Source organism: Chryseobacterium elymi (assembly GCF_003385495.1).
In the GTDB taxonomy this organism is placed as follows: domain Bacteria; phylum Bacteroidota; class Bacteroidia; order Flavobacteriales; family Weeksellaceae; genus Chryseobacterium; species Chryseobacterium elymi.
This window is the reverse complement of record NZ_QNUH01000003.1, coordinates 12,431-27,875: the sequence shown is the minus strand read 5'-3', so window position 1 is coordinate 27,875 and position 15,445 is coordinate 12,431. Positions and strand designations below refer to the sequence as shown.

The following is a 15,445-nucleotide window of genomic DNA, read 5'->3' as shown; positions in this document are numbered from 1 at the left end:
AGGTAGGATTATTTTATGCAGAAATTTAATATACATACCGTTCAGAAAGGAGAAAGCTTAAAAAGCATAAGCCTGTTGTACAACTTAGATGCCGGTGCTTTAAAGTTATTTCATAATAATCACTGCAACGTAAAGGAGATGATCCTGATTGACCTTACGGGGCAGAAAGAAATTTTTCTTCCCAGAACGGCAGTGACGGATAAAAACAGACTGGTAAAGTTCGGGCATGCAAACAGCCTGATCTTTCAGCCGGAGAACTCATTCAGCAGATATGGAGTTACGGTGACCATTGAAAATAATGACCATAAAAATGAACTGAAATACGAAACATCAGTACGCTGGCTGAAAAAGGAAAATAAGCTTCATTTTTTTGAAATAGACAGAACTTCCAATCTGTACCTTAACGAAGAAGAAGTCAATGAAATAGCCGATCTGCTCGCTTATAAAACATCTAAGGTTTTATATCCGCTGCAGATTAGTGTAGACGAGCAGGGGAAATTTAATACGGTAGAAAACCTTTCAGTATTTCAAGAGAGATGGCCGGTCGTAAAGGAAGAACTTTACAAAGAATTTGAAGGAGAAACAGTAGACAATTACTGCAAAAAGATAGAAAAAGTAATAAATGAACCTGATGCGATAAATCTTTATTTAAAAGATGATTATTTCATCAGAACTCTGTTCTTTGGGATTTATCAGAGTTTCGGACAGGATTATCAGGTAGAAATAGAGAGCAGTTTTCCGATTGTCAATAATCCTGTAGAACCTAAATACAAAATAAGATTAGAAACTGATCCGCTGAAAGATGAGTATAATCTGGTTAATATAGAAGGAGAAGGGAAACTGAACGATGAAAGATCAGTATATGATTTTATGAGTAAAGCCCCTTTTTCAATGATCATTGAAGATAATCCGGTGATGAATGATGAAGGAAAATTCAGAATAGTAGCCTATCTGAACGGAGAAACTTTACTGTCAGAATCATTATATCTGGAGTGCAGCATAGAACTTGAGAAAAAAAAGAAAATATCAGTAGTCATTGCGGCTCTGACAGACTAATAGAACATAATAACATGAAAATTAAAACCAATCACAAACTATCCATACTTATCCTTCTATTAAGCTTTAGCCTGTTTTTCGGGCAAAAAGTGGAATTTAATGTCCCGAAAGATATCGAATCCTTACAGAATTCTATTTTTGAGTTTAAAAATGATTTCACCCAGGATGAAGCAAAAGCTGCCGCTGCATCAGATACCGATTTCTCAACGACCGTTGATCTTTATAGTTTGAAATATGAAGGCGATCAGAAAAATCCTTACCTGGATCTGGCTTTGAAAAACAGTTCGAAGCCTAAACAGTTTATCCAGCAGGCGGTATGGAATGTCAATTTGAAAAAGATCTCCGCAAAAAGCACGAAAGTCACTGTTTTTCTTGAGAAAGTAATTCCGGACAGCTGGTCTAAAAAAGAAGTAGATACCAAACTGACAAAATCCACCGGTAAACTGGAGGAAGAGATCAAAGAATTTCTTTTAAACTATAAGCCTGCTGAGCCTTCGAATGATAATGATGTGTCAGAAGCCGATAGTACGGCTGTTACCACTTATACAACTGCTGTGACAACAACAGATAGGGTTGCAGGAAATCCGAAACAGGAAAAAGTTTCAAAAAAACTGCAGAGCCTGTTCGCGAAGAAGCAGTTTATTTCATTACCCGCTACATCAGATACCTTTACAAAACTTTTACAGGTAAGCCCAAGCCAATTGGAGTGTAAAGACTGTAAAGGGGAAACATATTCCAATTGGGATTTCGATGATTTTAACATGATCTACGCCCAGATGAATAATGGGGGAGAGTATTATGCCATTCAGTATTACGGAAGTGACAGCATTTCAGGATTACCATATGGCCTGGTATTCAACGACAGCTCACCATCCGAATGCAAGCAGAAATTTGCAAGGTACAATGCACAGCTCTACCAGATCACAGTGGATACCGATGAAAACTCATCGAAAGCATTAACGGTAGTTACTTTCAAAATGAATTCCTCTTTTGTTCGACTGGAATTCGGGAATGAATATTTAACCCGACTAGTAATTTCAAATAAAGAATTTTAACCATGGCAGAAAAACATATTGTAGTACAGGGTGCTATTTGCAAATGCCAGTTCGGACAGATTCCGGACAAACTCAAAGTACTCTCACACCAGAAAGAATACGCTAATGATAAAAATGCCTCCAAAAAGCTTATCGTAACCACGAAAGAAATAGGAGCAGCTACATTTGAAAAAAATACCTTCGGAAACTGTACAAAAATGGGAGTTCCTCCGCCGCCATGCAAAATTATGGTAACAGAGTGGCAGAATTTTTACGATAAAGTACAGCTCAACAACAATGGATATATTATTTTGGAAGACAGCAAGGCAGTTTGTGCCATTGCCGGAACACCATGTATTGAGATCATAGATCATGGCCAGCGAACAGAAGGCAGTCCGCAGAACTTTAAAAATGCGGATCCGGATGTACAGCAGCAGATCAATCCGTTGGTGAATTCCGAAGAAATGTATAAAGAACAGCCTGAATATGGCGGGCAGGATGGTGTAATCTAAACGACAAAGAAATGGCAAAAGGAGTAAAAAAAATAAAGGTTACAAAAGGCAATTATTATCCAAAAATGTCTGTTCCGGGTCAGAGAATTACGATTGTCCCGAACCAGGATGTCACTTTCCAGGTAGAAGAATGGCTGCCGGATACAACGGCCGAAGATAAAAAGAAACCTGTGATCTGGATGAGACAGACCAACGACCGCAAAATTATTATCTATCAGGTTCCATCTTCCACAGGCTATAAATTCAGTATTGATAAGCAGTATTGCGGAAGTTATCAGTTCTACATTGAGGCCAGTTTTTCGGGCAAGAGAGACACCAAAAATAATGTGGGACTTTACGTGAAAGGCTGGTGCGAACCAAAAATTGTTACCAGTAAATGGACTACCCAGAGAGGAAGTAAGACCAGCATCAAAAACCAGAATAAAGTTAATTATATTTCCTACGGGCATATCGTATATCTTAACTTGACCACAGAAGGGCTTAATGGAAATACCGTTATTATAGAATTCTGGAACCAACAGGCTGCAAAAAATGACAAACTGGTGCATGTATACAATAATGTACAGGTAATAGATGGTGAGGTCAATTTAAAAATAGAAAATACCTACTCATGGATGGCTTATGTAGACAACATCCAGAATGTAGAAGAATTTTATATCAAAGTAAAAGATCCCGCTTCCAAAAAATACATCAAAGATAACTTGGGTGATGATCTTCATGCTATCTACCTGAATGTCAAAAATAAAGTGGTTACTACCAATGCCAATGTCAGCAAAAACCAGACGCCTACCAAAGTATATAAGCCGGATGTAAGCAATGTACGGTACGAGCCCTGTAAATTTGAGGTGATAAAAATTACAGAAAATGTAGTAAAAGATGGAAAAGCAAGTAATTCAACGGTTACTGTATTTGATAATGGAAATGGGATAAAACAGAAAAATGCTCCACAGGAAAAAATTCACAGGACTATCTTTTTTAAATTTGATTCTACAGTAATAGATAAAGATGGTGAGGAAGTATTGAATAATATCCTGAAATTTCTTTTAGAGCACAAAGGATCAACCATCAACTTAAGTGGTTATGCCTGTGTAATTGGAAAACAGAATTACAATAAAGGACTTTCACAAAGAAGAGCAGATGTTGTAAAGAAATTCTTTGGGGCTGGAGGACTTGATCTCTCAAGGATAATTTCTCTCGGAAAAGGAGAGGTGGATCCTTCCGATGATAAGATGGGAAGGGATAATATAAGATACAAGAATGAGAAAGATTATGAGAATAATAGAAGGGTAGATATTTCTTTTACATTCCAGGGGCATGATGCCCAGACTATTGTTTATGAAGCTTTGGCACCCAGTTCCGATATTAATCTTACAATAGATGTTTTACAGCATATCAATAAAGGTTGTTTCAGAGGAAGTGATAAACACGAAAAGAAAATCATTGTAAAATCTGTTGAATACGGAAAGCCACATGAAATTAATGAAAGTTCATTAGCCTTTCCGGTAAATTCCCAGTTATCATGGGCAAATGCAGCTCCCTTCAATTATATATGGCCCTCATTCAATGCATTGGAAATGGATAGCTCTGCTACTATATATAATGTGTTTGTGAATTCATGCCGATGGTTTTCTAATAAAAATAATGCCGTTATACAAGTCAAGGTTTTTCCGGATATAAAATGGACTGTTGAGTTCAAATGGAATCATGATCAGCCTTTCGCCTATAGTTTTGGGAATAAACTGCATCCTTATGATATTAAAGAAGGACAGAAAAAAGTAATAGGTGCTGAGCTTGACCGTGGATGGTCTAAAAATCACGGGGAAATGGATCAGTCATTTGCGCTTTCTTTAAAAGCAGAATGGAACAGAATAACACAGGGAAGATCAAGCGCTCCCCAGACTCTGGAACTTGGACATAAGTGGGATGGTAAAATCAGAAAAACCCTGTCTCTTTTCAATAAAATGAAGAGCATGACCGAAAGGGTTTCAAACTCTCCGCTTTCAAAAGGTAAGGCTAGATTTGTAATAGAATCTCCTAAAATTGCTTTTTCGGCACAATGGTATCTGGAAAGAGCTCCAAAAACCTCGGTGGATCTTACCACTATCGTAGCCATTGGAGTTTCAGCAAAGCCTTTAGTAGAAGCTAAAATTGAAGTAGACCTCTGGAAAATATTTGTGAAATACGGTGGAGATGCCATTTGCCCCGGAGCCGGAAGTATTATTTCTTGGATTTTGGACAAGCTTGGAAAAGAAGCAGGAATGCATTTCCTTATCAGTATAAGCGGCGGAATCTACATAGATGGTAAAGTAACCATTAATACTTCTTATCCCAAAGAAACCTCAGGAGAAGTAAAAGCAACCGGTAAAGTACAGGTTGTTGCCGAATTTAAAGCATGGGCAAAAGGAGGCGTTGGTTATTTGGCTTTTGAAGGAGAAGTAAAAGCAGATGTAAGTACTTCCATCACAGGTGGAATAAAAGTTGGGGCAGATAAGAAAGGTATTTTTGCCGCACCCATAGCAGAATTTGCAGGGGTAAAAGCGACATTTGTAGCAGTAGGAACTGTGAAATTAGGAGTTTTTAAAAGAACTTTAACTTATGAAGGTGAATCCAGATTGGTAATGCCTGATGAAATTAAGTTTGAGAAACAGTATATTTAATAAATGAATAAAATGAAACAATTGTTAGTTATTTTAGGATGTTTTTTAGCATTTAGTTGTAATTCTCAGAAGCAGGACGACGAGAAACTTATTGGTAAATGGGATGGTTCCCTTAAAGATTCAAAAACAGGAAACTCAATAGAAAAGATTGTTTTGGAATTTACAAAAGACGGAAAGTTTCTTCAGCATTTGGGTGAAGGAAAAATGCTGAATACCATAGAGTCCACCTATGAAGTGCAAAATGATAAAATCATCACAGTAGACAACGAAACCAAAGAAAAAGCAGAAGGAAAATATGCCGTTAAAAATGATACTTTAACTATTGCATTCGAAGGTATTGAAAGTAAATATGTAAAGGTTAAATAATTTGGCCGGACATTCTTTTCATTAACAATTGCCCCTATTGTAATGGGGGCTGTCATCACAGATTACAAAGGGAAGAATCTTTGCAGAATTAAACTGAAAGCGGATTCTATCTTTAGCAAATAAAAGTAAGTAACATGACTCGATTCCAAGAACCTTATTACCTGGTAGATTTTAATGCATCTGTCTGTAATTTTGATATTTTTATAAATGGTATGCCTGCTTTTACTCACAACGTGGGAGGAGGCATATCATCACATTTACCCATCAATCACTTTATGCTGGAGCCAGGGTTGCAGAATATAAAAATAAATGTTTTACCGTTGAAGGGAGAAGATTCCTTAAGGCCGGACGGATTTATTACTATAAAAGTATTTAGTTATGATGCTTCAACAGAAAATTATGACAATACGGTTGAAGCATTCAAATTTGAAAAATTGGATTTTTCTCAAAATAAAATGCCTGGACTCAATTTAACCACCGATTTTAAAGCTGATATAAATTATCAGATTACAGGGTGGAAAATCTCAGAACCATTTAATACAGTTGCCTTCAATCAATATGAGATAGAAAAGTATTTCAGATTTATTCATGGCTTATTTAAAGAAAGAGATATAGAAGGTCTTTATAAAGAAATGAAAGACAGATTTGATGAAATTGATATTTCAATGTATCTCGGAATTGTTGACAATAAAATGGAACTGTCCAAATTGTTCGGAGAACTGTCGGGAGGAAAATTTATTCTGGAGGATTTTCCAGACTCTACTGAGGCGAAATTTTTTGCAAATGCCAAAGTATGTACTCTAGTTGGGGCAGAGGAAAAACCAATTATTCACTATACCAATAAGGAAACTAACGAAGAATACGCTCTACCTCTTTTTATCCATAAAAAGGGAGGAAAATATAATATAATAAGGTAGTTTAAGCATGACTTTGGGTGTTTTGTTCCTTATGCTGTGTTTGCACATTCTTCTGAAAAAGGCATGGCAAAGTATTTAAAATGCACATAACTGGACCATAAAAAAGAAGGCAGTTCAATATTTTTTATTTGAATTCGTTAATCTAACCAATAAAAAGTATTTTTGGACTTAGAAGCACCCACATTAAAATTAGATGGAGAATAACAAGAAAATGTCGAGAACAGGATATGTAGCCATTGGAATTCTGGTGTTTTGTTTTCTTTATTTTATTCTGTGGCGGATCTTTAAAGAAAAAATGCCGCTGAATGAATATCTTAGCCATATCTATAAAAATTATGATTACTACGCAAGCCGCGTATTGATCTTCCTCCCGGTATTGATTCTCGTTTTTATCATTCTTAATGCAATAAGATCTACACCAGCCAAACGTTTTTTACGGCTGCAGTCATCACTGCCGACCTCTAAGATCCATTCCGTGGCAAAAGGTCTGGCAGAGATTGAAGGAACATTGGTGATGAAAAATCCTTTATTTTCACCGGTGGATAACGAAGCCTGCATTGGATATTATTATACCATTGAAAATATTGACAGAGACTCTGAAGGTAAAGAAAGCTACAGAACCATTCACAGAGAAACACAATGCAATGTCTTCCAGGTTACAGATGATACCGGAACGATAGAAGTAGAGCCGGAAGGGATTGAGCTTGTTTTATTGGGAGAAACAAATATAAGCAGCCACAGGGGTAAAAGATACAAAGAAACCCTTTTAAAAAATGGACAGAAAATGCTGTTGGTAGGCTATGCCGATTCTAAAAACGGAATACCTTTCATTAGAAAAGATGAACATTATAAAGTCCTCGGAATTACGTCAGCATCAGGCATCACTATTTGGAACAAATATCAGCCATTGCTGAGGTCGTTTATGTTTACCTGCACCATCATCCTTTTAATAATTATTTATATACTTACACAATAATGAATCAGACGGTCGCAATCATATTACTTATTTTGCTGGGAGTAGTTCTTATCAGCTTTTTGATCAATCTTTATAATAAACTGGTCATGCTCAGATTTAATGTTGATAAAGCCTATGGTAATATTGATGTAGTACTGAAGCAGCGCGCAGATGAAATTCCCAATCTGGTCACTGTTGCCAAACACTTTATGGAATATGAAGAAAAAATTCTTGCCCATCTTACAGAGCTCAGGACATTTTATAATAACAGTACTGATGCAGATAAAAGAACCGAGCTTGCTAATGAGACTTCAAAAGCGCTTTCTTCATTCTTTGCTGTTTCAGAAAACTATCCTGAACTGAAATCCAATACTAATTTCCTTGAACTGCAGAAAAGCGTTTCCGAACTGGAGAACAAAATAGCAGACAGAAGAGAGTTTTTTAATGACAGTGTTAATCTTTATAATATAGGGATTCATGAATTTCCCAATGTTATACTGGCGAAAATGTTAGGATATAAAGACAAAACTTTACTGGAGGTAACAAATGCTGAGAAACATTATGATGGGATTCAGTTTTAATAGCTTTTTCGGATTAGAAGGCAAAATAGCTGATTACCCGGAGGTAACCATTTTCGGAGCTATGTTTCTGCCACTGCTTCTGCTTGTTCCAATTGCATTGATAGGATGGATCTTCAGAAAGCTTAAATTCAATATGTACATCATCCATGTATTGTTGTATACGCTTATGTTTACATTTGTACTGGGATCTCTTGCCATGCTTATCCTTTTTTTTATTACTGATAAAAATGGAGTAAAACTAGCCTATTGCTGGCTTACGGTACTCGCAGGAATGTTCTTTTTCAGCCTGATTAATGCCAATACCATCACCAAGATGTTGACCGATTGGTCTAAAATAATTAAAGAAAAAGATAATCAGTAATCTTCAGGAAAAACATTTAATATGATGAAAAAAGCAAGAGTTGTAATATTGATTTTTGTTGTATTGATCAATATCTGTTGTGGAAACAAATCATTCGGTCTGTCATCCTTTTAAATAAAAAAAAGCCGGTTCAAAACATTGAACCGGCTGTATTATTTTTAATCAACAGATTATTTTACAATGAATTTCAATGCAGACTGGTCAAGCTTTAAAATATAAACACCCTGCTCAAGATTTTTGATCTTAATAGAGTTTCCGTTTTTAAAAGGACCCTCAATCGTCTCAAGTGTTTTTCCCTGAAGATTATAAATCTCTGCCTTTTTAATGTTTTTGGTATCACCTTTTACAAAGATCTCCTGTCCTGAGATTGGGTTAGGGTAAACCTGAAGCTCCTGAACCGTATTTTCATCAGCCGAAATTCTTAGAGCCTGTCTGGCGGTTCCCGAATAGCAGGTCCATTTAAGGTCGTCAATAGCCACTCTGTTGCTCGATGAGCTGTTAACAAGGCTTACCGTAACATTCCCGGTGATATTGATATTATTGATTGTTGTAGTCGTAGCAGTAGCACTGTAAGGTATCGTTCCTACCGATGTCCCGTTTACTTTTACATCAAAAGTTCCGCTGGTTCCGGAAAATTTAAGCTGAGTAGTTACGGTCAGTGATCCTATACCGTTCGCTGAACTTCCCGAAGTTAAAGAACCATTTCTCACCGTAATAGCCTGTCCGTTAATGGTCTGATCGGTTCTTGCATCTGTAGCAGTCCAGGAAATTCCACTTCCTGTCCATGTTCTTGTGGTATAAGAAGAGCTGCTGGCGGTAGGAATTGTTCCGAATGTTTCATTGATGCAATCTGTTCCAGGAGTAGGCGTTCCGGGATCAGTGGTTCCAGGACTGGAGCCCCAGATCTGACCTACATAACTAGGATTGTCGATAAACGGGTTTCTATTGCCCTGGAAAGTGTAAGACGCGTTATTTCTATTGATCTCAGCTTGTGAAACAGGATCTTGGCTGTGCCATGCCAGAAGAACATTCAGTTCCCAGGTCTGTAATCCCGGAAAAGCTGAACTTCCCAGCATATTACCAGAAGAAAAAGTAGAAAGCTTGCTCTGATAGCGTGTTACAAAATAAAAAATCATTCTTGCCACATCACCTTTAAACTCGTCAATCGGTTCAAAAACCGTTCCTGCATATCCTGAAGACGAAGAACTGCCCAGTTTTGATCCGTTTTGGGAAGTAAATGTTGCTGTACCCACCTTTCCAAAAGGATAATTGCTTCTCATTCCATTAACCTTTCCATCAGTAGCCCTGATGAAATGAATATCAGAAACCATTGGAGCAGACTGGTTAAATAAACTTTGAGGAACAATATGTTCTCTGTTATAGCAATTTCCTTCTACAGAATACGTACCACACTGGTTAGTACCTGGAGTATATTTGTAAGGATCGGCTCCTGATGGTCTTTCCGAATAGATATCCATGATCGAGCCGTCGTTTTCATAATTTTTGTCAATGTCTGTCGTTTTGTAAGCGGTCCAAAGTCCACTGTACCCCTTGTCCTGATGTCCGTTTGTAATGATAGAACTTAATGCCGTTTTCAACGCTGCACCACTTAGTCCGTTTGCTGAGCTGTAGTATCCTGCAGGAGCCTGGGCATTAGCAAGCCCTGCTATTACAGTAAATAAGATAATTTTTTTCATACAAATAAAATTTCTGTAAGAATACTATATTTTTGCGAATAAAAAATTACATTACTGTTAATTTTTAAATGTGGCGCATGCCGTTTTTGAAAACTAGAATTTACTTCTAATGATTGGACTTATTTCAATGGGAGGCGATTTATCTAGAGGGAATCTAGCCGACCTAGGAAAATGGAGCGTTAAGAAAATTAATTCTATGAACGTTAAGAAAACTCTACTGTTTGAAGCGCGACAAAAATATTGAATCGAAAACAAATAGTGAAATCGCGCAAGTTTTAGAATTTTTAGAGAATAGAAAAAAATTTTAGCGGAAGATTCCAGTCCTGAACTTTTCGTTCTTTTGTTTCAAGACAAAGAACAGGTAAAAAGAAATTTAATGATGTTGAAGCTTTCAGTTATTTTGCACGAAAAAAATCGGCACAGAAAAACTGCACCGGATTATATATAAAATTGATTTAAATATCTTACCTCCTCTGAGGAGGATAATTTTTCATAATCTCAGCCATGATCTCAGGAATCTGTCTCTGCTTAGATTTTGGAGAATCTACGGAAATTCCGCTTCCGATACCCTGCCAAACCAGCTTGTTTGTTTTAGAATCGATGAGGTCAACAATCAGCGCACCTTCATTATAATTGCTCGTCCAGGTTCTGCTCATGCCAACTCCCCATCCGAAAGGACCGCCCCAACCCCACATTCCGTAAGGAGAACTGTTGTTGATATCCGTCACTTTTTTGTGGTTCGCCTTTACATTAACGATCAGATCAGGATTTTCGCCGGACTGAAGGCCTTTACTCTGAAGCTGTCTTGATAACTCGTTTAGAACCCGGTCTTTATCAATATCATTCAGTTTCAGATCGTCAATTCTAATTTTATAGGTCTTGTAAGTCGTAAAATTAGCTGTTTCAGCATAATCCGAACGTACCTGAAATGGACTGCACGATGTAAGGCTTAATGCAGCCGATGCTAACAAAATAAAAATATATTTTTTCATTTTATTTATTTTTTTTATCGTTTTTAATAAATGTATCAGTCTTTTTATCGTACCCGTAAGGACAGTGTCTGCATCCGCTTTTACAGCAATATCCCCTTTTCAGATGGAATTTTTCCGTAAAAACCTTGTACCCCTGTTCATTATAGTAAAAGTCTTCACCTTCTTTGATGTCATATTGGGCCATAAGTTAAATCTCTAAGTCAAAAAACTTTATATTTGTTAGTATGATAATTATATGCCAAAAGCCATTAAAAAAATTAAAAATTAACGGCATTGCTCTCTTTCCCTTTATCTTCATTAGGAAACCCGAAGATAAGGAAAATAAAGTACTTATCAATCACGAAAAAATCCATTTAAGACAGCAGCTGGAAATGCTCGTTGTTTTCTTTTATATTTTTTATGTCATCGAATATTATTACTGGTTTTTTAAACTGAAAGATGGCTTTCTTGCCTATAAAAGGATCTCATTTGAAAGGGAAGCGTACATCAATGAAAGTGACCTGAGCTATCTGAAGAAAAGAAGATTCTGGGGTTTCAGGAAGTATTTGTAATAAATGTAAAATGTAAAATGTATACCTTCAGATTCAATAGGGGCAGGCTTTAACCCGCATGCGAAAAATAAATCAACATTCATTTGGATTTAGCTAAACCAATTGTCATCAAAATCATCGATATAATTTACAATAGCCAAATCCAAATCTTTTACTAATTTTGCAGATAATAGTTAAACAGTAAAAATGCTATTAAAATCCCCGGCAGAACCCATTCCCATTCAGGAAATATCTATTCATAAGAATATAAAACTCTTTATCAAAAGAGAAGATCTTATTCATCCCCAAATATCAGGAAACAAATACTGGAAGCTTTTTTACAATATCAACAGCTATCTGGAGAAAGAGCCGCAAAATCCTTACATCATCACTTTCGGAGGAGCATTTTCCAATCATATTGCTGCTGTTTCAGCGGTAGGGAGCCTGGCCGGAATTCCTACCCTGGGAATCATAAGAGGGGAGGAGCTGCAGGACAAATGGCGCGATAATCCTACACTTCTTTTAGCAAAAAGAAACGGAATGAACCTGAAATTTGTAACCCGGGAAGAATACAGACATAAGGATAAACTAACCGAATTTCTGCATAAAGAATTCCCTGATGCATTGATTGTTCCGGAGGGTGGTACCAACAGAGATGCCGTAGAAGGTGTTAAAATGATGCTCAATGACCAAACAAAAGATTTTGACTATCTTTGCACCGCAGTAGGAACCGGAGGCACAGTTGCAGGAATTGCAAAGTTTTGTGAAGAAGATCAGAAAGTTATAGGATTTAAAACTGTTGACGATGATTCACTAGTGAATAAAATTTTAGAATTAACTTCAAGGCAGAATTTTAATCTAATAGATTCGTGTTTTGGAGGTTATGGTAAAATAAAAGATGAAAATATCCGTTTTATCAATGATTTTAAAGAAAGGTACGGTATTCCTTTGGAGCCTGTGTATACAGGAAAAATGATGCAGAAAGTTTTCGAGCTGATTGATGAAGGATATTTTCCTGAGAACAGCAGGATCTTGTGTTTTCATACCGGCGGACTGCAGGGTATTGAGGGATCCAATCTGCTTTTGGAAAAACAAAATAGAAATTTAATTATATAAGTAAAAATTGAAAAACATGAAAAGACTTTTCTCAATCATAAGCCTTTTAGTTTTATCAACATTCTCAGCCCAGACTTGGGCAACTGAAGACCAGTACATTCAAAAATTTGCTAAATATGCGGTAGAAGAAATGGAGAAATACAGGATTCCGGCTTCTATTACATTGGCCCAGGGACTCTTAGAGACCGGAGGAGGCCAGAGCAGACTGGCTCAGGAAGGCAAAAATCACTTCGGAATAAAATGTAAGGAGGACTGGACCGGAAAAACCATGAAGCACACAGATGATGCTCCCAATGAATGTTTCCGTGTTTATGACGATCCGAGACAGTCCTACGAAGATCACTCTATATTTTTATCCACAAGAAAATATTACGCAAATCTTTTCAACCTGAGCATGAAAGATTATAAAGCGTGGGCACATGGACTTAAAAAAGCAGGATATGCAACCAATCCCCGCTACGCTTCGATTCTGATCAGCAAAATTGAAAAATACAGATTGTACGAGTACGACGATACCAACTCGAAGGAAGTACTGTACGCTGTTCTTAAAATGTACCCAGGTCTGAAAGATGACAGGACATTCATGGCACAGCTTGAACCTTCAAAAATGATAGTAAAGACTGCTAAAGACCCTGTTACAGTAGAAGTCCCTTACAAACAGACCTCTTATGCCCAGCAGCAGAAAAGAGTGGAAAAAATTAAAACAAAAGCTGAAATTTTAAATTCAATTCTTATCAAAAGTCATCCGAACGAAGGCTTAAGATATATTGTCATCCCTGAAGATACTACCGTTAAATTCATTGCAGACAAGTTCAAAGTAAGCGAAAGCAGACTGGTTAAGTGGAATGAACTTAATAGCAATATTTTGAAGAAAAATGACATTATTTTCCTTGAATCTAAAAATTCTGCCGGTAATACGGCTGTTTATAAAGCCGAATCCGGAGAAGACATGCATGATATTGCTCAGAAATTCGGAATCAAATTAAATAAATTATATGCCAAAAACAGGATGGACGAAGGACAGAAACCGTCTGCCGGCCAGTTGATTTATTTGATTGATAAAAAACCTAGAAACTAATTTTTTGTTGTCGGTTTCTGATCGCCAGTTACTCTCTGACTGTCGATTGTAAACTACCAACGTTCAACTAATATATGAAATACCAAAGAAGTTCGGCTTTATTCGATGAAGCATACCAATACATTCCGGGAGGAGTCAATTCACCGGTACGTGCATTTAAATCAGTAGGAGGTGTTCCTGTATTCATGAAATCGGCAAAAGGGGCTTACCTTACGGATGCTGACGACAATACCTATATCGACTATATCAATTCGTGGGGTCCTGCAATTTTAGGACACACCCATCCTGAGGTGCTTGAAGAACTGAAAATACAGGCTGAAAAAGGCTTTTCTTTCGGAGCGCCTACAGAACTGGAAACAGAAATTGCCAAATTCATTGTAGAAAACGTTCCTAATATAGACCAGATCAGAATGGTATCTTCAGGGACAGAAGCCTGTATGAGCGCGGTAAGACTGGCAAGAGGTTTTACAAAAAAAGATAAGATCATTAAATTTGAAGGTTGCTATCATGGCCATTCAGACTCATTTCTGATCAAAGCAGGAAGCGGGGCGGCTACTTTTGGAAATCCTAATTCGCCGGGAGTGACAGAAGGAACGGCTAAAGATACTTTGCTGGCCCGCTACAATGATTTTGAACAGGTGGAAGATCTGTTCCGTCACAACCAGGGAGAAATTGCTGCGGTTATCATTGAGCCGGTTGCCGGAAACATGGGTTGTGTGCTTCCTGAAAATAATTTTCTTCAGAATCTGAGAAAGATTTGTGATGAAAACGGAGCTTTATTGATTTTTGATGAGGTGATGACCGGTTTCAGACTCGCTTTTGGAGGAGCACAGGAGCTATACAATGTAAAAGCCGACCTTGTTACTTACGGAAAAGTGATTGGTGGTGGTCTTCCGGTAGGAGCTTTTGCAGGAAGAAACGAAATTATGGATCACCTGGCTCCAAAAGGAGGTGTTTATCAGGCAGGAACCTTAAGCGGAAATCCACTAGCAATGAGAGCCGGATTGAAAACATTACAGCTTATCAAAAATGATCCGGAATTCTTTAACAGAATTAATAAAACGGCAGAAACATTGGATTTCGGAATAGGAAAAATTCTGAACGAAAAAGGAATTGCCCATAAGATCAACAGAAAAGGATCCATGATGTCTGTATTTTTCCACACGAACAGGGTTTCCAATTTTGATGAAGCGGCGGATTCCAACCATTCTTTATTCAATAACTTCTTTCACCAGATGCTGAAGAACGGTGTATATCTTCCACCAAGTGGTTATGAAACGTATTTCATCAGCGATGCCGTCAGGGACACTGAAATTGACATGACACTTGAAGCGGTAAGGAAATTTGAATATTATTCTTAAGACCTAAAAAATAAATTATAACAAGACTGGGTTTTAGAATCCGGTCTTTTTTTATATCCACCAGAAAAGTATTAAGTATTTAGAAACGACATAGGAAGTGAAGGCGTTAAGAAAATGATTTCTATGAACGTTAAAAAAATTCTACTGTTTGAGTGCGGGACAAATCTTGATTCTAAACATAGATAGTAACCGCACGAGTTTTAGAATTTTTAGAGAATAGAATTCATTTTTA

General features: G+C 37.2%; 16 protein-coding genes. 13 read left to right on the top strand and 3 right to left on the bottom strand.

Annotation, left to right across the window (positions count from 1 at the left end; all coding sequences use genetic code 11):
* Positions 1-15: 15 nt before the first annotated feature.
* The 9 genes from DRF60_RS03995 to DRF60_RS03955 all read left to right on the top strand — a co-directional run bounded on the left by DRF60_RS03995 (position 16) and on the right by DRF60_RS03955 (position 8,439).
* Positions 16-1,056, top strand: coding sequence for a hypothetical protein (locus DRF60_RS03995; protein WP_116010840.1), 1,041 nt, complete (start codon positions 16-18; stop codon positions 1,054-1,056).
* Between the two features lie 14 nt (positions 1,057-1,070).
* Complete coding sequence (locus DRF60_RS03990) at positions 1,071-2,111, top strand: hypothetical protein (RefSeq protein ID WP_116010839.1); 1,041 nt, start codon at positions 1,071-1,073, stop codon at positions 2,109-2,111.
* Positions 2,112-2,113: 2 nt separating this feature from the next.
* The gene (locus DRF60_RS03985) at positions 2,114-2,602 is read left to right on the top strand and encodes a DUF4280 domain-containing protein (RefSeq protein ID WP_116010838.1); all 489 of its coding nucleotides are present in this window, start codon (positions 2,114-2,116) and stop codon (positions 2,600-2,602) included.
* Between the two features lie 11 nt (positions 2,603-2,613).
* A complete protein-coding gene (locus DRF60_RS03980; protein ID WP_116010837.1) occupies positions 2,614-5,259 on the top strand; it encodes an OmpA family protein in 2,646 nt (881 codons plus the stop codon).
* A gap of 12 nt (positions 5,260-5,271) precedes the next feature.
* Positions 5,272-5,625 (top strand): hypothetical protein, encoded by a 354-nt coding sequence (locus DRF60_RS03975; RefSeq protein ID WP_123902628.1) that lies wholly within the window; start codon positions 5,272-5,274, stop codon positions 5,623-5,625.
* 134 nt (positions 5,626-5,759) lie between these two features.
* Complete coding sequence (locus DRF60_RS03970; RefSeq protein WP_123902627.1) at positions 5,760-6,542, top strand: hypothetical protein; 783 nt, start codon at positions 5,760-5,762, stop codon at positions 6,540-6,542.
* Positions 6,543-6,735: 193 nt separating this feature from the next.
* On the top strand, positions 6,736-7,518 hold the full coding sequence (locus DRF60_RS03965; RefSeq protein WP_116010834.1) for a hypothetical protein: 783 nt from the start codon (positions 6,736-6,738) through the stop codon (positions 7,516-7,518).
* Entirely contained in the window at positions 7,518-8,078 is a 561-nt protein-coding gene (locus DRF60_RS03960; protein ID WP_116010833.1) for a LemA family protein, read from the top strand. The genes DRF60_RS03965 and DRF60_RS03960 overlap by 1 nt, the downstream gene beginning before the upstream one ends.
* A complete protein-coding gene (locus tag DRF60_RS03955) occupies positions 8,059-8,439 on the top strand; it encodes a hypothetical protein (protein ID WP_116010832.1) in 381 nt (126 codons plus the stop codon). Before DRF60_RS03960 ends, DRF60_RS03955 begins: the two co-directional genes overlap by 20 nt.
* 170 nt (positions 8,440-8,609) lie before the next feature.
* Here the strand turns inward: DRF60_RS03955 and DRF60_RS03950 are convergent, their stop codons facing one another.
* The 3 genes from DRF60_RS03950 to DRF60_RS03940 all read right to left on the bottom strand — a co-directional run bounded on the left by DRF60_RS03950 (position 8,610) and on the right by DRF60_RS03940 (position 11,312).
* The gene (locus tag DRF60_RS03950; RefSeq protein WP_116010831.1) at positions 8,610-10,136 is read right to left on the bottom strand and encodes an endonuclease; all 1,527 of its coding nucleotides are present in this window, start codon (positions 10,134-10,136) and stop codon (positions 8,610-8,612) included.
* 464 nt (positions 10,137-10,600) lie between these two features.
* Positions 10,601-11,128 carry a DUF4136 domain-containing protein gene (locus DRF60_RS03945; RefSeq protein ID WP_116010830.1) on the bottom strand — a complete coding sequence of 176 codons (528 nt, stop codon included), beginning with the start codon at positions 11,126-11,128 and terminating at the stop codon, positions 10,601-10,603.
* A 1-nt stretch (position 11,129) separates the two neighbouring features.
* The gene (locus tag DRF60_RS03940; protein WP_048502239.1) at positions 11,130-11,312 is read right to left on the bottom strand and encodes a DUF5522 domain-containing protein; all 183 of its coding nucleotides are present in this window, start codon (positions 11,310-11,312) and stop codon (positions 11,130-11,132) included.
* A 40-nt stretch (positions 11,313-11,352) separates the two neighbouring features.
* Here DRF60_RS03940 and DRF60_RS03935 point away from each other — a divergent pair, with 40 nt between their 5' ends.
* The 4 genes from DRF60_RS03935 (at position 11,353) to hemL (ending at position 15,213) form a co-directional block, all read left to right on the top strand.
* Positions 11,353-11,679: a hypothetical protein gene (locus DRF60_RS03935; RefSeq protein ID WP_116010829.1), complete on the top strand. Its 327-nt coding sequence runs from the start codon at positions 11,353-11,355 to the stop codon at positions 11,677-11,679.
* 186 nt (positions 11,680-11,865) lie between these two features.
* Entirely contained in the window at positions 11,866-12,774 is a 909-nt protein-coding gene (locus tag DRF60_RS03930; RefSeq protein ID WP_116010828.1) for a 1-aminocyclopropane-1-carboxylate deaminase/D-cysteine desulfhydrase, read from the top strand.
* Positions 12,775-12,790: 16 nt separating this feature from the next.
* Complete coding sequence (locus DRF60_RS03925; protein WP_116010827.1) at positions 12,791-13,852, top strand: glucosaminidase domain-containing protein; 1,062 nt, start codon at positions 12,791-12,793, stop codon at positions 13,850-13,852.
* Between the two features lie 74 nt (positions 13,853-13,926).
* Positions 13,927-15,213, top strand: coding sequence for a glutamate-1-semialdehyde 2,1-aminomutase (hemL, locus tag DRF60_RS03920; protein ID WP_116010826.1), 1,287 nt, complete (start codon positions 13,927-13,929; stop codon positions 15,211-15,213).
* Positions 15,214-15,445 lie beyond the last annotated feature (232 nt).